Source organism: Streptomyces sp. NPDC006602 (genome assembly GCF_042870385.1).
In the GTDB taxonomy this organism is placed as follows: domain Bacteria; phylum Actinomycetota; class Actinomycetes; order Streptomycetales; family Streptomycetaceae; genus Streptomyces.
In genome coordinates, this window is the sequence record NZ_JBIAHG010000013.1 from 226,217 (window position 1) to 245,745 (window position 19,529).

Below are 19,529 nucleotides of genomic sequence, written 5' to 3' on the forward strand. Positions count from 1 at the left end.
TCGGCCGGAGTCCTGGTATCAGGCCGATGTACCGAAACGATCCTCGAGAGCCCGTTCCGCGTCGCAGATGGCTTCGTCGCCCAGGGAGCGGCCGATCTCGAAACCGGCCTGGAAACGGCTCGCGGCCCCCAGCCCGCCCAGCATGTCGGCGATGCGGCGGCGCAGGGTGCGTACGGACATGCCGAGGCGCTTGGCGACGAGCTCGTCCTTCGCGCCCGTGCACAACATCCGGATGATGACGGCGTTGACCTCCTGCGAGACGTCCTCCAGGCGCGCCCCGCGCCAGCCGCCCTGCGAGAACGGGCGGGCCCTGAGCCAGTAGTCGGTGAAGACGGACTGCAGGACGCCGACCATCGCAGGGTCACGCACCACGCAGACGCCGCCCCCCTCGACCGCGGGCACCAGGGCGAGCGAGTCGCTGAGGACGAGGAACCAGCCCGGCAGCGTCTCCATGGTTCTGACCAGGCCGCCCTGCTCCTCCACCAGCCCCAGTTCACCGCGCAGTTCGGGGTCGAAGCGCGTCACGTGCTGACACAGCATGTGCAACTCGGTGTCACGCTCGAACAGTTCGGCGCCCAGCTCCGGCAGGTCCCTGAGCGCCTCCGGCCGCATGCCCGCTCCGGGCCGCATCTCCAGCACCGGACCGGAGACGGTGCCGGCCACCTGGGCCACGAAGCCCTGCACCTCCTCGTCGGCCAGACTCTGTCCCCCGCCGACCGCGAAGCCCTGCTGCGGCAGCGCCGCGAGGGACTGCCGCAGCCGGACGATCGCCGTCTCCGCCTCCTGGGCCAGCTCCTCCAGCGCTCCGGTGCTGCCCTCCTCGTGTATGTGATCGCGTTCGTCTTGTTCCGATCGCATGACCGGGCCCCCTTGTACGACGTCCGCCGGTGCAGCGGATCGCTAACAGCGAACTCAACGTAGAACGTTCAGGGGGTCAGTTAGAGATCTTTTAGCGTGGAACTAACAATTCCGCCAAGTACTGCTACCTCAGTGAGCTGAGGTTTTGGGCTGCCGGCCCTGTGCGGTGTGGAGTAGCTCACGGTTGCGGACGAGCTTTCCGTTCGAGGTGCGCGGCAGCCGGGCGACGTAGTGAAAGGCACGCGGCAGCTTGTACGAGGCGAGCCGCTCCCGGCACCAGCCGAGCAACTCACCACGGGGCAGCTCGCCGCTCGTGACCACATGGGCCTCGATCGACTCGCCGAACACCACCACCGCCTCCTCGATCAACGGGTGCTCGGAAAGGGTCCGCTCCACCTCCGTCAGATCGACCTTCAGACCGCCCACCGCGACCAGGGAGTCCGCGCGGCCGGTGATGTCCAGCGCCTCGCTGCCGGGCCGGACCGAGCACCGGTCCTTGGTGTCGAGCCAGCCGTTCTGGTAGCGGTCCGCCCGGTCCGCGTACAGATAGGGGCACTCGGGCAGCCGGACGCGCAGGGTCCCCTCACGGACCTCGGTACGAAGGCCCGGCACGACCTCGCCGACGGCCGGCGGTCCGTAGCGGCCGCCCAGGTCGGTGGCAACGATCCCAGTCTCCGTCATGCCGTACGCCTGACCGATGGCGATGCCGTAGCCGGTCTTGAAGTCGTCGTACACCTTCGCGTCGAGGACCTCGCCGCCACTGACCGCCAGCCGCAGCGCGGGGAGTTCGGGGATCTGCGGCACCCGGCTGAGCAGGCTGAAGTGGAGCGGCACGCCGAAGACGGCCGCGATCTCCCGCTCGGCCAGCATCCGCACCAGCTCCCGGGCCTGCGGCCGGCTGCTGAAGTGCAGCGGCGCGCCGACATCGAGGCCGTGCAGGACGCCGCCGATCAGACCGAAGGAGTGCATGATCGAGCTGAGCAGCAGCACCCGTTCACCGCCGCGCGGCATCTCGGGCAGCTGCGCGAAGCGCTCGATCTCCTCATGCAGCGACGCGTCCGTGCGGCCGATCACCTTCGGCAGGCCCGTCGACCCGGAGCTGAACTGCACCAGCGGATGGGACGACTTGGCGGGACGCCCCGCCCGCAGCCGGATCCCCTCGACAGGTGTCTCGTCACGGAACGAGCTGAAGACACCGCCGAGATCGCCCGAGGTGACATGGAACTGGGGCTCGCACAGGTCGATGAGCCGGCTGGTCTCCGTCTTGGTCAGCCGCGGGTCGAGCAGGTGCACCTGGGCGCCGAGCGACCAGAGTGCGAACAGGGTCGACAGCATGGTGAAGCTCGGCATCATCTGCACGGCCACCGCGCTGCCCTCGGTGATGCTGCGCGCCCGGAGCGCCACCCGCTCGTACTCGACGCGTTCCCTCAGCTGCCGCCGGGTGACCACCGTCTCCCCGACGGCCCAGACGTCGTCGTTGCCCGGCTCGGTCACACGGGATTCGAGCCAGGACCTGAACTGTGTGCTCTCGGCCATTTCCGTCCGTTCCTCAGGTAGTCGCGAGGCGTGAGGCCCCGTCGAGCCGGACCACTTCGCCGTTGATCATGGGGTTCTCCACGATGTGCCGGACCAGGGCCGCGAACTCCTCGGGGCGGCCCAGCCGTCGCGGGTACGGAGTACCGCCCACCAGCGCGCCGCGCACCCGGTCGGGCAGTCCGGCGAACATCGGGGTGTCGAACAGGCCGGGCGCCACGGTCACCACGCGCACCGCGTGCCCGGCCAGGTCGCGGGCGAGCGGCAGGGTCATGCCGACGACACCCGCCTTGGAGGCCGCATAGGCCGCCTGGCCCTGCTGCCCGTCGTACGCCGCGATGGACGAGGTGCAGACGATGACACCGCGCTCCTCGGGCTCGCCCTCGCCACCGTCGGCGCCCGGCGTGCGGCGGAGCATCGCCGCCGCGGAGGTGCGGACCAGGTCGAAGGTGCCGATCAGATTCACCTGGACGAGGCGCTGGAAATCCGCGAGGGGCAGCGGGCCCTTACTGCCCACTACGCGTCCGGCCCCCGTCGCCCCGGCGCAGTTGACGACGATGTGCGGGCCGCCCCGGCGCTCCGCCGCGGCGACCGCGGCGGCCACGTCGTCCGGGTCGGTGATGTCGCCGGCCGCGAAGGACGCCCCCTCGCCGAGCTCCACCAGGGCCTTGTGCCCGCGCTCCGCGTCGCGCCCCATGACCACCACGCCCGCACCCGCCGCCAGCAGCAGCTCTGCCACGGCGAGGCCGAGGCCGGAGGTGCCGCCGGCGACGAGCGCGATCTTTCCCTGGATGTCCATCTAGTGGGCCGGCACCAGGAAGTCGTCGTCGGCGGTCCACTTGATGACCGTGCCGCCATGGCTCATCCCGGCTCCGAAGGAGGCCAGTACGACGGTGTCTCCCGCCTTGACGCGGCCGGTGTCGACAGCCTCGCGCAGCACCAGCGGGACCCCCGCGCCGGAGGTGTTGCCCAGCCGCTCGACGTTGGTGAGCGTGCGCTCCGGCGGCAGCCCGATCTTCTCCATGAGGAGGTGGATCAGGTGGTAGTTGGCCTGGTGGAAGATGATGAGGTCGATGTCATCGACCGTCATCTCGTGGTGTTCGAGCAGTTCGAGAACGAAGTTCGGCATGTTGTCCAGCGCGAAGTTGCGCACCGAACGGCCGTGCATGTGCATGAAGTTGCTGCCGAAGCCGGACACCTTGCCGCTGCCGTCCTTGGACCAGGTGCGCTGCTCCCGCTTGATGAACGCGGTCTCGTACGCGCTCGGGTCGCTGCGCAGCAGGGCGGGCGTCATGCCCGTGCCCGGGGCGCATGGTTCGAGCAGGTAGCAGGCGGCGGCGTCACCGAAGATCACACCGACCGTGCGGTCCTCTGGGTCGAGGGTCTTGGTCGTGGTGTCGGCGAGAACCACCGCGATCCTGCGGTACTGGCCGGACATCAGGTACTTGGCGCCGACGTCGAGGGCGAACGTGCCGCCGGGGCAGCCCCCGCTGTTCACGTCGAACCCGGGAACGCCGGTCAGTCCCAGCTTGCGCGCGATGGCCACGGCGGCCGCCGGCAGCATGTGGTCGGGGGTGAACGTGCCGCAGATGATCAGGTCGATCGAGTCGGGGCTGACCCCGGCCCGCTCGCAGGCGTCGAGCAACGCGGCGGCGCCCAGGTCGGACGTGCGCTCCTCGGGGGCGGACCAGTGCCGGGTGCTGACGCCGATGTGCTCGCTGATCCAGGCGTCGGTGGTGTCCAGGCGCTCCTCAAGATCGGCGTTGGTCACCACCTGGCTCGGCACATACCCTCCGATGGCCCGAATGCCCACGCCGTACGGAATGGGGCTGGCAGCCTTCGTCATAGGTTGGGACTCTCCTCCTGGCGGGCGCCGCCAACTCAGCGGCTGAACGGGTGACTTCGCGGCTGGTGGTGACGACCGCCGAGGGTCGTCGTCGTGGACGACCTCCGTGGGCCGTCGTCGTGGACGACCTCCGTGGGCCGTCGTCGTGGACGACCTCCGTGAACGGCCTCGTGGACGGCCTCCGTGGACCGCCACCACCAGCAGCCAGTGCGGGGCGGACGAGTGGTTTCGTGGTGGGCCCGGATCGGTCCGGCACCGCCCCGGAGCGGGTCCCGCCCTGAGGCGCCGGATCCCCACTCGTCCGATTCCTGCACGGGGTGTGTGCCCTGCCCCGTACTGCCGTGCCAGCCTCGCGTCCGCAGCGGGCCGCGGTAAGGCCCGTTGGCGGTGCCCTTTCGTCGCAGCCGAAGGGGGACTCCCGCCGGGCAGCCGGATGACCGCTCCGGAGGATTAGCCTCGGGCCATGATCGCTGCCTATGTCGCCCGTATCGATCCTCAAGCGCCCTTGAAAGGACTGGAGTTGGGCGAGGTGCCGGAGCCTTCGGTGTCTCACGGATGGACGACCGTCCAGCTGCGGGCCGCCTCGCTCAACCACCATGACCTGTGGTCGCTGCGAGGCGTGGGCCTCGGCGAGCAGGACCTGCCGCTGATCCTCGGCTGCGACGGCGCCGGGGTGGACGACGAGGGCAATGAGGTCGTCATCCATTCCGTCATCGGCGAGAGCGGCCACGGCGTCGGACCCGACGAACCGCGCTCGATGCTGTCCGAGAAATACCCCGGCACGTTCGCTGAGCGCATCGCCGTGCCGCGATGGAATCTGCTGCCCAAGCCCGCCGAGCTCGGCTTCGCCGAGGCGGCCTGTCTGCCGGGCGCGTGGCTGACCGCGTACCGGATGCTGTTCACCAACGCGGACCTCAGCCCCGGCGACACCGTTCTCGTGCAGGGCGCAGGCGGCGGAGTGGCCACCGCGGCGGTGGTCCTCGGCTCCGCGGCCGGCTTCCGTGTCTTCGTCACCAGCCGCGACGACGTCAAGCGCAAGCGTGCCGTCGCGCTGGGCGCGGAGGCGGCCTTCGAGGTGGGGGCACGTCTGCCGCAACGGGTCGACGCGGTCCTGGAGACCGTGGGCGAGGCCACCTGGTCGCATTCGGTGCGCGCGCTCAAGGACGGCGGCCGACTCGTCATCTCCGGTGCCACCAGCGGCCCCAATCCGCCGCTCGGGGAGCTCCAGCACATCTTCTACCGGGAGCTCAGGGTCATCGGCTCGACGATGGGCAGCAAGAAGGAGCTCGCGGCTCTCCTCGACTTCTGCGTGGCCAAGGGCGTGCGGCCCGTGGTCGACTCGGTGTTCCCGATGCGCGACATCCACCAGGCCTTCGAGCGCATGGAGCGGGGCGATCTCTTCGGCAAGATCATCCTGACGATTCCGTAGCCGTACGTTTCGGCAACCCCGCGCAGGACAACGGCCGCACGCGGGCCAGAGGGCCCGACGGACCGGGGCGCGCCGCTCGTTCGCGGCGCGCCCCGGTCCGTTCGCGTACGTCCGTGGGCCGGTCCGTCCGTCACATACCGGCCGCGGATCAGTGGCCCATGCCCAGGCCGCCGTCGACCGGCAGCACCGCGCCCGTGACATAGCTTGCCCCTTCGGAGGCCAGCCAGGTCACCGCGGAGGCCACCTCGTCGACGGCGCCGTGCCGGCCCAGCGGGATCTGGCCGCGGATCTGCTCACGACGCTCCTCGGGCAGCTGCTCGGCCATGTCGGTGAGCACCAGGCCCGGAGCCACGACGTTCACGGTGATGCCCCGCGAGCCGAGCTCGCGCGCCATGGAGCGTGCCATGCCGATCATCCCGGACTTGCTGGCGGCGTAGTTGACCTGACCGACCGTGCCGGTCATGCCGGCCACCGAGGACATCAGGATCACCCGGCCCCAACGGCCCTTGAGCATGCTGCGCGCGGCCCGCCGGGAAACCCGGTAGGCGCCGGTCAGGTTGGTGTCCAGCACCGAGGTGAACCGTTCCTCGGGCATCCGCAGCAGCAACGTGTCGTGGGTGATCCCGGCGTTGGACACCAGGACCTCGACGGGTCCGTGCGCGTCCTCGACCTCCTTGAACGCGGCCTCCACCTGCTGGGTGTCCGTCACATCGCACCGCACACCGAAGATTCCCTCGGGCGGTGCGCTGCCGCGGTGGGTCACCGCCACCTTGTCGCCGTTCTCCAGGAAGGCACGGGCGACCGCCAGCCCGATGCCCCGGTTTCCTCCGGTGACCAGCACGGAACGTGCCATGGTTATGTCCTCTCTGGGGACGCGTTCGGGTCGTACGCGTCTTTCACGTCGTACGTCTCTTTCAAGTCCTCGGCAGGGCGTCCGCCGCCACCACGGCCTCGCCGCGCACCGTGAGCGTGCCGTCCGCGAGCCGGACGGCCAGCGCGATCCGCGCCAGCAGCTCGCCGTCGGCGCCCTGCTCGACGGCGGTGACGCGTCCGGTGCAGTGCGGCAGCGCGTGCACCGGAGTCATCGCGGAGAAGCGCGCCTTGAGGGAACGGACGGCGCCGAGCGGGACCCAGGAGGTCACCAGCCTGCCGAGGAAGGCCATCGAGAGCATGCCGTGGGCCAGCACGTCGTCGAAGCCGGTGGCCCGGGCCGCGTCGGTGTCGATGTGAATCGGGTTGTGGTCGCCGGACGCGCCGGCGAACAGGGCGAGCGTCGCCCGGGTCACCTCGGCCGGGTGCAGGTCGGGAAGTTCCGTACCCACCAGGGACGTTGGTGTCGGCGTGGTCATCACTCGCCCTCCGGACGGCGCACCATGATCACCTGGTGCAGATCGGCGACAGCGGTCCCGTCGGGGCGGGTGACCGCCGTGTCACGGACCACGAACTCCATGGTTCCGGCGCGCCGCCGGTACACGTCCGTGATCACGGGAGAGAAGACCAGCTCGTCGCCGGCGTGTGCCGTCTCGTGGTAGCTGAAGGACTGCTCGGTGTGCAGGACCCGGCTCGGGTCCACCGGTGGTCCGTCCTGCCCCTCGGCGTCCGCCTGGTGCTCCAGTTCGAGCCCGAAGAGGAAGGTGGGCGGCACGGGCAGATCGTGGTGTCCGGCCTCCCGGGCGCGTTCCAGACTGGTGAACTCGGTGTCCTCCAGCCCGATGACGCTCCCGAAGAACCGCAGCCTGCCCCGCTCCACGGCGACCGTGAAGGGCGCGAGCCGGGTTCCGGGCGACAGCCCCGGGCCGGTGTCCCGCGTCAACTGTGGCGACGGCCCAGGGCCGGTCTCGTTCGTCAATGGTGCGGTGTCGGCCATTCGGCACTCCTCACTCGGTGAGCGGCCCGCCCCGGAGAGCCAAGGGGGGAAGGCTCTCCGGGGCGGGCCTGGTTCGGGCTCGCTGAGTCGCGGCTGCGCTGCCCGCCGCCTACTTCTCGATGCAGAACTCGGCGACCGGCCAGCCCACGTGCCGCTTGTCGGTGGCGATGTAGCCGAGGAGCTGGTCCCCGGCCTTGAGCTCGGTGACGTTGAGCACCGCGGCGCCCGGGCCCAGAACACGGACGTGCCAGTCGTCCTGGACGGTCAGGCTGACCTCGACGCCCTCCGGTGAGAGAGCGCGGATGGTGAGCAGCGGACGCGACTCCAGCTTCACCCGGCCGACCACGATCCGGCGGGTCTTGCCATCCGCGGTGACACCGAGAATCGTGCTGCCGGCCTTCAGCTCGCTCAGGTAGTTGGTGCGGTTGTCCTCGCCGAGGACGTACGAGTGCAGGGCACCGGCGTTGACCCGGAAGGGGCGCGTCGGCATGTACGGCAGCGGGTGGGTCTCGCTCACGCCGAGGATGAAGCCCGAGGCGTACGAGCCGATGAGGATGCCCTCGTCCTTGCCGAAGTGGGTGCAGGTGTCGACGCACACCCGGTCGCCGAGGCCGTTGTGCTCGATGGACTGGACGGTGAGCGTGGTCAGGTCCAGGTCCGGGGTCTTGGCGCCGAGCAGCTCGACCAGGCCGAACACCTCGTTGGAGTCCTTCGCCCCGTACAGCAGGCCGTCGGAGCCCTTCTCCAGCACGTCGACGATGATCCCGGCCTCTTCGAGGTCGCCGGCCTCGCAGATCAGACGGCCCGGGGACTTGTCGGCCGCGGCGATGACGATCTCCAGCGGGATCTTGGTGGGGTCACGGAACTTGACGAGCGTGTTCGGCAGCGCGATGGCCGCGGCGCAGGCGAGCCGCAGCGTGGGGTCGTCGACGACGTCGACGTAGGCACCGACGGACGTGCCGCCGTCCACGGTCAGCTTGAGCTTGTCCAGCTCCTCGACCTTGGAGATGGGGGTCAGGATGATGTCGGCGATGTCCGCGGCCTCGGGCGGAAGCGGCGCGTCGGCGGCCGGAAGAAGGACCTTGAGGACGGTCGGCGGCAGCGCGGCGAGCACCTCCAGTTTGTCGTCGAGGACACCTTCGAGGCGCGCGTGGACGGCGGCGTCGACGACGGCCTCCTGGTGCTCAGCACTCACCGAACGCAAATCGATCCAGGCAAACTTCACGGACTTTCCCTTCCAGGAATACAGGAACGCAGCAGTGCAGGAATGCAGCGGTGCGGAGACGCTGGGGATCAGAAGAGGGAGGAGAGGGCCTTGAGGCGGCCCTCGATGACGGCGAGCAGCTGGGGCGCCTCGGCCTCGCCCTCTCCGGCGCCGAACAGCCGGGTGAAGACGAACTCGCTCTCGCTGTCGGACACGGCGATGAGCCGGGTGAACGCGCGGTGATCACCGTGCTCGGAGACCACGCGGAAATCGACGACTCCCGTCCCGCGGTCGGCCGAGGAGCGCACCTCGACCGGGCCGAACGGCGTGTCCACGGTCCAGTGGGCGCCCTCCTTGCGCGACGCGCGCGCGAAGTCGGTGCACCAGTCGGGCAGTCGCTCCGGATCGGAGACGACGGCGAACACGTCGGCGAACGGGGCCGCGATACTGATGCTTCCTGTCACGCTTCCCATGCAGACTCCCTCGCTGGGTACTTGTGCGTAGTGGTGGAGAAGGGGCGTAGTGGTGGAGAAGGGGACCGCGGCGCCCGACTTCGGCGCCCCCTGTGACCGGTGAGCCGTCGGCGCGTGGTGGCCTGCCGGATCAGGCGAAGTCCTCGGGGCCGCACCAACGCGTCACCAGCGCCCCGTAGTTGAGGCCGGCGCCGAAGGCGGCCAGCACGACCCGGTCGCCGGGCCCGACCTTTCCCGCGTCGACGGCGTCGCGCAGGACCAGCGGGACCGAGGCCCCGGAGGTGTTTCCGATGTGCTGGATGTTGGTCAGCGTCTTGTCGCGCGGCTGGCCCAGCGTGTCCAGGATCGTGTGCACCATGTGCCGGTTGGCCTGGTGCAGTGCGTAGAAGTCGATGTCGTCGAGGCCGAGGCCCGCGTCGGCCACCGTCTTCTCGATGAGTCCCGGAACGCTGCCGAGCACGAAGTCGCGGATCCCGCGGCCCACCATGACGGTGAAGTTGTCGCCGAAGCCGGACTGCCGCCGCTCGCCGTTCGCGGCGAACCGGGGTTCGCGCGTCACATAGCCGGTGGACTGGCCGGACGGCTCGCTGCCCAGGCGCGCCGAGCCCAGCCCGTCGGCGCCCGAGAGCACCGGCTCCAGCAGATAGCAGGCGGCGGCGTCACCGAAGATGACGGCGACGGTGCGGTCCTGCGGGTCGAAGATCTTCGTGCTGACGTCGGCGAGGACCACGGCCACCCGGCGGTAGGCGCCGGAGGCGATGAAGTTGGCGCCGACCTCCAGCGCGAAGACCGAGCCGGGGCAGCCGCCGCTGTTCACGTCGAAGCCGGGGGTGCCGCCGATGCCGGCCTTGCCCATGATGGTGACGGCGGTGCTCGGCAGCATCCGGTCGGGGGTGTACGTCCCGCAGATCACCAGGTCAACGGTGGCCGGGGAGACGCCGGCCCGCTCGCACGCGTCCAGCAACGCGCGTGATCCGAGGTCCGAGGTCCAGTCGTCGGGATCCGAGTAACGCCGGGTCTCCACACCGATGTTGGCGCGGATCCACTCGTCGGTGGTGTCGAGGGTCTGCTCCAGCTCCTGGTTCGTCACCACGCGCTCGGGGACGCAGATGCCGATCTCCCTGATTCCGGCGGTGATGCCGGCTCTGGGTCCGGCGACGGCGTGTGCCATGTCCTGCACCTTTCCGGCCGCCTGGGCGGCCTGGAGTCGTTGCTCGGTCGACCTGGTTCGCTCAGCCCTGCGCGTCGGCGTACGAGGCGAGCCGGGTGTAGTCGCCGCGGTGGAACACCAGCGGCTCCCGGTCCGCGTCTCCCAGGTGCAGTGCTTCGACCCGGCCGAGGACGATCACGTGGTCCCCGCCCTCGCTGAACGTCTCCACCACGCACTCCATCGACGCCAGCGCCCCCTGGACCAGCACCGAGCCGCGCGGCCCCACGAGATCGCCGAGCTGCCGCTGCGCCTGTATGCCGACCGGGCGGTCGCGGGAGGCGAAGAGCGCCGACACCTGACGCTGATCCGCGGCGAGGAAACTCAGGGTGAACTCCTGCCGTTGGGCGATCCGCCGGGACACCCGCCCCTCGGGCCGCAGGCAGACCGACATCAGCAGCGGGGCGAGCGACACGGACGTCACCGAGTTGACGGTCAGCGCCTCGGTGCTCCCGCCCGCCCCGGACGCCACCACCGCGACGCCCGTGGGGAAGCGGCCCATGGCCTGCCTGAATTCCCTGCTGTCGACGGCAGAGCGCGCCACTGCCCCTTTGTCGAGCATCGAATCCCTCCTTCGGAGCTTGACCGTGTCCACCTGCTGTGGCCTGCCCTGAACACTGCTGTGCCGGCGACGGGACCGGAACGCTCATCGGGAGAGCACCTTTGGGCTCGACCAAAGAGCAGGAGACAGGTGTCGGCATGGTTCGGCAGGATTTCCTCCGAAGGCCTGTCGGTCGACGGCCTGTCACCCCGCCGTGCGCGGCCCCGACTTGGGGTGCGAACGCGCCATGGCGGCAGTCGATGGGCAACTGGGTACGAAACGGTTTCGTTCTCGGCGAAGCTCCTGTACGATCCGTTGGGTACGAAACGGTTTCGTACCGAAGGGGGACTCGTCATGGAGACGGCAGCGCGCCGCACCCGGCGCCGTACGCCCGAGCGGGAGGCGGAGTTCTGCAAGACCGTCTTGGAACTGCTCCGCGAAGTCGGCTACGACACCCTGACGATGGACACCGTCGCCGCCCGCACCCGGTCCAGCAAGGCGACCCTCTACCGCCAGTACGGCAACAAGGCTCAGCTTGTCTGCCGGGCCCTGCGGTACGAGAAGCCGGGAGACCTCGAAGAGATCGACACGGGGACCTTGCGCGGCGACCTCCATGAGCTGGTCACGCGCGGGGACGACTGCGGCATGGAACGCGACTCCGCGCTGATGCAGGGGCTCGCCATGGCGGTACGCGCGAACCCCGATCTGCGGCGCGCCTTCAAGGATCTGCTGATCGAACCAAAGCTGTGTGCCGTCGAGACGATGCTGCGGCGCGCCGTCGGCCGGGGTGAGGTTCGCGCGGACCATCCGGCGCTGGCCTATGTGCCGCACATGCTGGTCGGCGCCTTCATGGCGCGGAGCCTGATCGAGGACCGGCCTCCCACCCCGGACTTCCTCTCCGCGTACATCGACGCCGCGGTCCTCCCCTCGCTCGGAGCCTGACTTCCCCTATCCGCCCCGAGCCTGCCTCCGCTCTCTCGGAGCCCGACTCTCCCTCACCTCTCTTTCGCCTCCCTGTGCCCGCAGACCCAACGACCCGACCGGGGGTACCCCTCGTGGCCACGTTCCTCTACAAACTCGGCAAGTTCGCCTTACGGCGGCGGCACTTGGTCGCACTGATCTGGGTGGCGCTCCTCGCGCTCGCCGGATTCGGCGCCGCGTCCGCACCCACCGCCGCCTCCAGCTCCTTCTCGGTCCCCGGGACCGAGGCACAGAAGGCGTTCGACCTGCTCGACCAGCGCTTCCCGGGCTCCAGCGCCGACGGCGCCACCGCCCGGGTCGTTTTCAAGGCGCCGGACGGCGAGAAGATCACCGACTCCGCCAACAAGGCCGCGGTCACCAAGACCATCGCCGGCCTCAAGTCCGGTTCGAACCAACTGGCCTCGGCCACCAACCCCTTCGCCGCCAAGGGGGTGAGCAAGGACGGCACGACCGCGTACTCCTCGGTCAAGTACAAGGTCATGTCGATGGAGTTGACCGACGCGACCCGCGACTCCCTGAAGGGCGTGCAGGCCGAGGGACACAAGGGACTCACCGTGGAGATCGGCGGTGACGCGCTCCAGGCCCCGCCCGAGACCGGTCCGTCCGAGATCATCGGTGTCCTCGTCGCCGCGATCGTTCTCGTCATCACCTTCGGCTCGCTGCTCGCGGCCGGGCTGCCGCTACTGACCGCGATCATCGGTGTCGGTATCGGCGTCTCGTCCATCGCGGCCCTCGCCGGCGCGCTCGACCTGTCCACCACGACGTCGACCCTTGCGATGATGATCGGCCTCGCGGTCGGCATCGACTACGCGCTGTTCATCGTCTCCCGCTACCGCGCCGAACTGGCCGAGGGGCACGAGCGCGAGGAAGCCGCCGGGCGGGCCGTGGGCACGGCCGGCTCCGCGGTCGTCTTCGCCGGACTCTCAGTGGTCATCGCCCTGGTCGGTCTCTCCGTGGTCAACATCCCGATGCTGACCAAGATGGGCATCGCGGCCGCGGGCACGGTCGCCATCGCGGTCCTCATCGCGCTCACCCTCATCCCCGCACTACTCGGCTACGTGGGCAAGCGCGTCCACGGCCGCAAGGCCCGCAAGGGCCTCGAAAGCCACGAGGTGATTTCGGCGAAGCCCAACCGGGGCACGCGCTGGGCGAAGTTCGTGCTGCGCCGCCCCGTGTGGCTGCTGCTCGCCGGCGTGGTGGGCCTCGGTACGGCCGCGGTGCCGGTGGCCTCCCTGAAGATGGGCATGCCGGACGGTGGCTGGCAGCCGCCCCACACCACACAGCGCAAGGCGTATGACACCCTCTCCGACGCCTTCGGGCCCGGCTTCAACGGCCCGCTGGTGACGGTCGTGGACGCCAGGAAGTCCCAGGACGCCAAGGGGGCGGTCGCCCGGGTAGAGAAGGAGATGCACGCGCTGCACGGCGTCGCGGTGGTGACCCAGGCCGCCTTCAACAAGTCGGGCGACACCGCGACCATCACCGTCATCCCGAAGTCCAAGCCGAGTTCGGCCGAGACCGAGGACCTGGTCCACGCCATCCGCGACGAGAGCGGGGCCATCAAGGCGGACACCGGCGCCGAGGTTCTGGTCACCGGCGCCACGGCGATGAACATCGACGTCTCGCAGAAGCTGAACGACGCGCTGATCCCGTATCTGACGCTGGTGGTGGGCCTCGCCTTCCTGCTGCTGATGGTGGTCTTCCGCTCGGTCCTGGTTCCGCTGAAGGCCGCGCTCGGCTTCCTGCTCTCGGTGGTCGCCGCCCTCGGCGCGGTCGTCGCCGTCTACCAGTGGGGCTGGCTCGGCTCGCTCTTCGGGGTGGAGCAGACCGGCCCGATCATGTCGATGATGCCGATCTTCATGGTGGGTGTCGTCTTCGGCCTCGCGATGGACTACGAGGTCTTCCTCGTGACCCGGATGCGGGAGGCGTACGTCCACGGCGAGCAGCCGGCGGACGCCATCGTCACGGGCTTCCGGCACGGGGCCAGGGTGGTCACGGCCGCGGCCGTGATCATGATCGCGGTCTTCTCCGGCTTCATCGGCTCCAGCGAGCAGATGGTGAAGATGATCGGCTTCGGCCTCGCCATCGCCGTCTTCTTCGACGCGTTCGTGGTCCGCATGACACTCGTCCCTGCGGTACTGGCCCTGCTCGGCAACCGGGCGTGGTGGCTCCCGAAGTGGCTCGACCGCATGCTGCCGAACGTGGACGTCGAGGGCGACCGTCTGCGCAAGCAGCTTGCCGCTCAACAGGATCCCCACTCCGAGAAGGACCGGGAGCCGGCCCGGACCTGAGCGGTCTGCCGACATAGGGTGGAGGTGCCGCACCAGTGGGTGGGGCGCCTCAACCGCCTCTTGCTGCCGGCCGAGGAGCGGGCCGCGACGGCCGTGTCCAGTGGCGGTGCGGTGTGCCCCTACCTGGGGCGTACCGCTTCTGGAAGTGCTGGGCGAGGGCCGACGGGACGCCGGGCGACGTGATCGCTGCGTAGTGCCGCGGATGTGACCAGCACAGGTGCCGAAGAGAGCGTACTCCGCCCACAGTTCGGCCTCGGTGCGCCGGACCGAGCGCCAGTGGAGTCGGATTCGAAAATCCCCCAACGCCGCACTTCAGACCCGTTCCGCGGATTGGAGGGCCACTTTTACGGATAAGCAAGCCACTCCAGTGAGCTCAACCTGAGGAGCCGGACCGCCTTCGGTGGGCGGCAAGGAATCCGGAGACGAGAAGCCCTCCGGGCCTCCGCTGCGGCAACAGCCAAATCGGCGCAAAGGCTACGCGGCAGAAGCCGTGGTGATGCTGCTGCGCTTCATGTTCGCCGAGCGTCGTTTTCATAAGTGTGGAGCGCGGATCTTCGCGCACAACGAGGCATCGCTGGCGCTCCATCGTCGGCTCGGTTTCGTCGAGGAGGGTCGCCTTCGCGATCACGTGTTCCTCGCCGGTCGGCACCACGATCTCGTCATTCTGGGCATGCTCGCTGACGAGTTCACCCAACTGCACTCGATGAGCGAGCTCTGATGACTCGCCCCTCGGGCGCTGCAACGCTGGTTGCGGTATAGCAGCGAAGTACCGCAACCCCAAAGACGGACCATGTACCGCAACGGCCCGCAGACGACTCAACGTGACCGGTAAGACCCTCGCTGACCGGACCGGCTAGAGCTACGGATCAGAAGGTTGCAGGTTCGAATCCTGCCGAGTGCACACAGGTCAAAGGCCCCGGATCACTCCGGGGCCTTTGGCGTTTCAGGGGCATACAGCAGCGAAGTACAGCAACCGCGTCAACCGGTACCGCCCATGGCGTCGGACAGCTGGCCGATCGCGGCGCGTACTTCCTCCTCGCTCGCTTCGGCGTAGACCTCCATCGTCATGGCGATCTGTGAGTGCCGGAGGATGCGCTGGCCACCTTCGGGTGCACTTTGAGCGCGACCAGGAGGGAGCTGCATGTGTGCCGGGTGTTCCGGAGCGGGATGACCCGGAGCCCGGCGCGACGCGCCCGGAGGGCGAACATGCGGGTCATGTTGCCCGGTTCGATCGGTGTCCCGTACTTCGTGGTGAAGATCAGGTCATGGCCGTCCTGCCAGAGCTCCCCGGCGGCTTTCCGGTCGCCGATCTGCTGGGCGCGGCGCATCCGCAGAGCCTTGAGGCAGAGTGCCGGCAGAGGGAGGAAGTCGTCGGAGTCCTCGGTCTTGGTCTCGCGGTGCAGGATCTCCCGCCCCGCGCGCTGGATCTGGTGATCGACGTACAGCTCTCCCCGCTCGAAGTCGACGGACTTCCAGGTGAGGCCCAGGACCTCACCACGGCGCAGGCCGAGGCAGAGCACCAGGACCCAGGCGGCAACGAGATGGTCGTCCCGGGCGGCGGCATCGGTGAGGAACTGACTGGCCTCAGCGACTGACCACGGCTTGATGCGGCGGCGACGAGGCTTCGGCACTTTCACGAGGGAGGCCACGTTCTTGCTGATCTCCTCCTCGGTGACCGCGTGGGTCAGGGCCGCTCGAAGAGCGTCGCGCGCGGCCTGGATCACGCGGCGGGACGGGTACGCCTCGCAGCAGTCCCCGATGGCACAGCACTTCCGGCGAGCGGATGTCCGCTTTGCGTCCTTGCCCTGGGCGCAGCACTGGCAGACTGTCCGCAGATCTCCAAGTAGATCCCGGAGGCGCGGCCGAGCTGGGCGAGGCGGACCAGGGCGGTGATGATGCGGTCCCGCCGCTTCTCCTCGTCCTTGGTGGCGAACAGGGCGAGTTCGGCGACCTCATCGACCAGGACCACGACCGGGACCGGGCGCAGGTCGTCGGGCAGGTCCCAGATGTCGGCGGCTATCTCCGCATCGGGCACGTTCACGCTGATGCGCTGCTGAGCGCGGATGAGCTGGTAGACGTCCTCCATGTGGGTGACGAGTGCTTCGAGGAGGTCGAGGGCGGTGTCAGGGTCGTCGGCGAGGGCGGAGAACCGGCGGGCGAGCGGGAAGAGTTCGACGCCCTGCTTGCAGTCGATGCCGACCAGGGCGACATCCTGCGCGGCGAGTCCGGCGACCAGGTTGCGCTGATAGACGGACTTCCCTGACTCGGTGGCGCCGAGCGTGAGCCCGTGCGGGACGGTGCGGTAATCGCGGTAGTGGATGGCGCCGTCCTCGCGTAGGGCGACGGGGATGCGCATGGGGGCGTGGTCGGTCTTGGCGGGCATCTGCACCCGCTTGAGGACGTCATAGCCGGTCATGCGCACCTCGACGACACCGGACCGCAGTTCACGGGAAGTGACGCCGTACATCCCGAAGGAGTGCCGCAGCCGGTCCGATGCCGCCGAGACGTCGAAGGCGTCCTGACCCGGGCGGAGTTTGAGTCGCAGGACCAGGCCGGTTCGGGTGGGCCGCAGTCGCAGGATGCGCAGGGCGCGGGACTCGGGTGCCGGGCGGTTGGTCATCCGAGCGAGGGCGAGCCGCCAGCGGGAGGGCGGAACGGTCAGTCCGCATGCGTCCATGACCGAGGAGTAGCGGACCAGGACCCGCAGGGTGGCGAGGGTGACGCCGAAGGTCAGCCAGTACCAGGCGGGGCGCCGCCACCGCAGGATCACTGCGGCAGCGACGACCAGCACCAGAGCGACCGTGAAGGCGGTCATCGTCAGGCCGCCTTGGGCTTCGAGGCAGCGGCGGCGAGCGAGGTCACGGCGACCGCACGGAACGCGATGCCGTGGCGCTTCTGCCCGTTGAACTCGTTCTCCCACGCCGAGGCGACCAGGCCGGTGAGCGCAACCGGGGTGCCCATGGTCAGGTCCTCGGAGACGCCGGGCTGCGGGACGGTGAGCTTGAGGATCTCCACCTCGTCCGGCGTGGAGAACATGACCTCCACCGTCATCAGCGTGACGCCGTCCTTGTCGATGGCGATCTCACCGGTACGACGGTCCTTGACCTTCGGCTGCGGGGTCTTGGCAACCATCACGGTCGCGTTGGAGGTGTCGACGGGAATCTGACGCACAGTGGATCACTCCTCTATAGAGGGCTGGACTCCGTCACTCATGTATAGGACGGCACTGATCACTGCTGCCGCCAGCCTGATCACTGCCTTCACTCCCCTACTGATCAAGCTGCTCTGACGTGTCTCTCATGTGCCCGAAGGAGCGGCACGTCACGGCGCCGAAAGGGGAGCTGCGGGGAACCCGCCGCAAAGTAGCAGGTCAGGAAGCCCGCAGGTGGGACCACATCCGCATACGCGACCTTCCAAACTGGTGCTCCACGGCTCCTGCGCCGGCGCTTCCTACCGCTAGGGTGCGGGCGAGGTGATCCGATGCCAGGCAGGCTGCCAGTCGACAATGCGGGGACCAGCCCGCTGTGCCTCTTCATCGAGCCGTACGGCGAGGACTTCTGGCTTGAGCCGGGCGAGGCCGTCACCGTCTCGCCGATCAATGACGGCATCAACGTGGAGTTCACGGTGACCGTCGCGCCGGAGCTGGTGAGTGTGTGGCTCTACGAAGACGGCGATCCCCACAAAGTCGTCTCGGAATCTCAGGTGATTGATGCGTCTGGTGCTCCACTGAAGTGCGGGCACCAGCGTCACGACCGCGCGATCCCCGGGCCCTTCCCTGCGGCGCAAGTCAAGCGCACTGTTTCTCCTGAGCTTGAGTTTTAACCTCAGACCCAGCCTCTGGTGTTCGTTGTGGGCGCATCGCTCCTGACCAGAGACGGCTCGACGTGCCGTTAACCAGGGGCGGTTGAGTTCTGAGACACCGGCCGACGCGGCGCCCGTCCCGCGGGGGTTCCACAACCTGCAGGCCCTGGTGTGAGTCAGCCTGGTCCAGAACCGAGGTGGAGCGCAGCCAGTCGAGGCAGACGCTGGCGCATCTGCTGGGCGTCGCCGAAGTCGAACGACTCGCCCATGCCCTCGCTGCCCTCCTCTTCGATCGCGGCGCGAGCGTCGGTATAGGCCTCCCATGCCTCCCAGAAGGCGTCTGTGTCACCGGTCAGCCGCTTATACGCCCTGGACGATACGAAGTTGAAGGCCTCATCGAAAATGACGTCCTGGTCCCCGGAGGCTGCCGCGGTACGCACCGCAGGATGCTCGGCGAGGGCGTCCGGGCAGGCAGCCGCTCGTTCATACCACTCGCGCCCGAGCGCCACCAAGCCCGCTGTGAAGTCGCTGAATCGGTCATCGGAGCAGCCCCCGCCGATGAGGTAGGCGGCCGCCCATACGTCCCAGCGGTACACCGCGTCGCGTAGACGGGAGAAGCGGTTTTCGAAGGCGAGGATCTCTTCCGCGGGCAGCGCCGACAGATGGTCCGCGACGGCCACGTCGAGCGGCTTGTCACTGTCCTGAGCAGCATCGAGCACGCGCCAGAACGCTTCGGTGTCCATGGCGGGCAGTCTGCCAGGGCGCTACGACAGCCTCCTCTGCAGGGGCCGAGGAATTGTCAAATCCTGTGGACTGACCGGACAGTCAAATGACCGGTTGACCAAGCAAGCGGCTTGCGGTAACGGACGTACTCGTTCTGCCGCCGGAACCCCACACTCTCGTAAAGATCGTAGGACCGGTGCGGATTTGCCGTGCCCGTGAACAGCCGCGCAGTCGTTGCACCCTGCTCGCGAAGACTTCGCAGCCCATCCAGCAGCAGGACCCGACCGATTCCTAGGCGTCGTTGGTCCGTCCGGACACTCAGCTCTTCGACCTCGCCCACAGTGTGTTGGTGACGGCGGATAGAGCAGAGGGCGACGCCGACCATGTCCTGCTCGTTCCATGCTGCTCTCCAGCATGCCGGGTCAGCGGTGTCGACGAAGTCCTGGAAAGTCCATTTCTGAGTGAAACTGGTATCCGCATACGAATCGACGACCGTCCTCCAGGCTGCACGGTAGTGGCTTGTCCCGATCGGCCCCGTCCGTATCCCCGCCGGCAATTCGCTGCCCAGCTCGGGCAACTGCTGGAGATCGCCTAGCTTCAGCTCGACCAGGCTGAAGACACGTCGGTAGTCGGCTGCGAGCAGTAGCGCCGTGGCGTCCTGTTCGGAGGACATGGCGTTCGCTCCGATCACTGCCGTGCGGGCCGTTCCATGCTGTTTGACGAGCTGGCGGATCCGCTCTTCGGCCCAGCTCAGCATGGCTGAGCCGATGCCCTGACG

General features: G+C 68.8%; 18 protein-coding genes and 3 pseudogenes. 5 read left to right on the plus strand and 16 right to left on the minus strand.

The features are described from left to right. Positions 1-18: 18 nt before the first annotated feature. The 4 genes from ACFYO2_RS29485 to ACFYO2_RS29500 form a co-directional block, all read right to left on the minus strand. Positions 19-858 (minus strand): hypothetical protein, encoded by an 840-nt coding sequence (locus ACFYO2_RS29485; protein WP_388355115.1) that lies wholly within the window; start codon positions 856-858, stop codon positions 19-21. A gap of 129 nt (positions 859-987) precedes the next feature. Further along, on the minus strand, positions 988-2,394 hold the full coding sequence (locus ACFYO2_RS29490) for a class I adenylate-forming enzyme family protein (protein ID WP_388355116.1): 1,407 nt from the start codon (positions 2,392-2,394) through the stop codon (positions 988-990). Between the two features lie 13 nt (positions 2,395-2,407). Then, positions 2,408-3,190: an SDR family NAD(P)-dependent oxidoreductase gene (locus ACFYO2_RS29495; protein ID WP_388355118.1), complete on the minus strand. Its 783-nt coding sequence runs from the start codon at positions 3,188-3,190 to the stop codon at positions 2,408-2,410. Beyond that, a complete protein-coding gene (locus ACFYO2_RS29500) occupies positions 3,191-4,237 on the minus strand; it encodes a 3-oxoacyl-ACP synthase III family protein (protein ID WP_388355119.1) in 1,047 nt (348 codons plus the stop codon). Between the two features lie 463 nt (positions 4,238-4,700). Here ACFYO2_RS29500 and ACFYO2_RS29505 point away from each other — a divergent pair, with 463 nt between their 5' ends. Next, positions 4,701-5,666: a zinc-binding dehydrogenase gene (locus ACFYO2_RS29505; RefSeq protein ID WP_388355120.1), complete on the plus strand. Its 966-nt coding sequence runs from the start codon at positions 4,701-4,703 to the stop codon at positions 5,664-5,666. Positions 5,667-5,814: 148 nt separating this feature from the next. On the opposite strand, the gene fabG is transcribed toward ACFYO2_RS29505, so the two are convergent. The 7 genes from fabG to ACFYO2_RS29540 form a co-directional block, all read right to left on the minus strand. Beyond that, on the minus strand, positions 5,815-6,519 hold the full coding sequence (gene fabG, locus ACFYO2_RS29510; protein ID WP_388355122.1) for a 3-oxoacyl-ACP reductase FabG: 705 nt from the start codon (positions 6,517-6,519) through the stop codon (positions 5,815-5,817). Positions 6,520-6,580: 61 nt separating this feature from the next. Continuing rightward, positions 6,581-7,015 (minus strand): MaoC/PaaZ C-terminal domain-containing protein, encoded by a 435-nt coding sequence (locus ACFYO2_RS29515; RefSeq protein WP_388355124.1) that lies wholly within the window; start codon positions 7,013-7,015, stop codon positions 6,581-6,583. After that, entirely contained in the window at positions 7,015-7,533 is a 519-nt protein-coding gene (locus ACFYO2_RS29520) for a MaoC family dehydratase N-terminal domain-containing protein (protein ID WP_388355125.1), read from the minus strand. The genes ACFYO2_RS29515 and ACFYO2_RS29520 overlap by 1 nt, the downstream gene beginning before the upstream one ends. A 109-nt stretch (positions 7,534-7,642) precedes the next feature. Beyond that, positions 7,643-8,758: a 3-dehydroquinate synthase II family protein gene (locus tag ACFYO2_RS29525; protein WP_388355127.1), complete on the minus strand. Its 1,116-nt coding sequence runs from the start codon at positions 8,756-8,758 to the stop codon at positions 7,643-7,645. Positions 8,759-8,826: 68 nt separating this feature from the next. After that, positions 8,827-9,210: an SRPBCC family protein gene (locus ACFYO2_RS29530; protein ID WP_388355129.1), complete on the minus strand. Its 384-nt coding sequence runs from the start codon at positions 9,208-9,210 to the stop codon at positions 8,827-8,829. Between the two features lie 130 nt (positions 9,211-9,340). Further along, positions 9,341-10,381: a 3-oxoacyl-ACP synthase III family protein gene (locus ACFYO2_RS29535; RefSeq protein WP_388355130.1), complete on the minus strand. Its 1,041-nt coding sequence runs from the start codon at positions 10,379-10,381 to the stop codon at positions 9,341-9,343. A gap of 61 nt (positions 10,382-10,442) precedes the next feature. Further along, a complete protein-coding gene (locus ACFYO2_RS29540; RefSeq protein ID WP_388355131.1) occupies positions 10,443-10,979 on the minus strand; it encodes a flavin reductase family protein in 537 nt (178 codons plus the stop codon). 333 nt (positions 10,980-11,312) lie between these two features. Here ACFYO2_RS29540 and ACFYO2_RS29545 point away from each other — a divergent pair, with 333 nt between their 5' ends. The 3 genes and pseudogenes from ACFYO2_RS29545 to ACFYO2_RS29555 form a co-directional block, all read left to right on the plus strand. Next, positions 11,313-11,900, plus strand: a complete 588-nt coding sequence (locus ACFYO2_RS29545) for a TetR/AcrR family transcriptional regulator (RefSeq protein WP_388355133.1) — start codon at positions 11,313-11,315, stop codon at positions 11,898-11,900. Between the two features lie 113 nt (positions 11,901-12,013). Then, complete coding sequence (locus tag ACFYO2_RS29550; protein ID WP_388355135.1) at positions 12,014-14,227, plus strand: MMPL family transporter; 2,214 nt, start codon at positions 12,014-12,016, stop codon at positions 14,225-14,227. A gap of 460 nt (positions 14,228-14,687) precedes the next feature. Continuing rightward, positions 14,688-14,945: pseudogene (locus tag ACFYO2_RS29555) on the plus strand (GNAT family N-acetyltransferase); the annotation flags it as partial. Between the two features lie 260 nt (positions 14,946-15,205). On the opposite strand, the pseudogene ACFYO2_RS29560 reads toward ACFYO2_RS29555, so the two are convergent. The 3 genes and pseudogenes from ACFYO2_RS29560 to ACFYO2_RS29570 all read right to left on the minus strand — a co-directional run. Beyond that, positions 15,206-16,065 (minus strand): annotated as a pseudogene (locus ACFYO2_RS29560) (site-specific integrase); the annotation flags it as partial. After that, positions 16,053-17,042, minus strand: a pseudogene (locus tag ACFYO2_RS29565) (FtsK/SpoIIIE domain-containing protein); the annotation flags it as partial. The pseudogenes ACFYO2_RS29560 and ACFYO2_RS29565, both read right to left, overlap by 13 nt. Before the next feature lie 2 nt (positions 17,043-17,044). Continuing rightward, on the minus strand, positions 17,045-17,398 hold the full coding sequence (locus ACFYO2_RS29570; RefSeq protein ID WP_388355136.1) for a hypothetical protein: 354 nt from the start codon (positions 17,396-17,398) through the stop codon (positions 17,045-17,047). 309 nt (positions 17,399-17,707) lie between these two features. Between ACFYO2_RS29570 and ACFYO2_RS29575 the strand changes: the two genes are divergently transcribed. Continuing rightward, positions 17,708-18,049 (plus strand): hypothetical protein, encoded by a 342-nt coding sequence (locus tag ACFYO2_RS29575; RefSeq protein WP_388355137.1) that lies wholly within the window; start codon positions 17,708-17,710, stop codon positions 18,047-18,049. 155 nt (positions 18,050-18,204) lie between these two features. On the opposite strand, the gene ACFYO2_RS29580 is transcribed toward ACFYO2_RS29575, so the two are convergent. Both ACFYO2_RS29580 and ACFYO2_RS29585 read right to left on the minus strand, forming a co-directional pair. Continuing rightward, positions 18,205-18,771 (minus strand): DUF4240 domain-containing protein, encoded by a 567-nt coding sequence (locus ACFYO2_RS29580; protein ID WP_388355139.1) that lies wholly within the window; start codon positions 18,769-18,771, stop codon positions 18,205-18,207. 56 nt (positions 18,772-18,827) lie between these two features. Beyond that, on the minus strand, positions 18,828-19,529 hold a 702-nt coding region (locus tag ACFYO2_RS29585; RefSeq protein WP_388355141.1), incomplete at its 5' end, for a GNAT family N-acetyltransferase.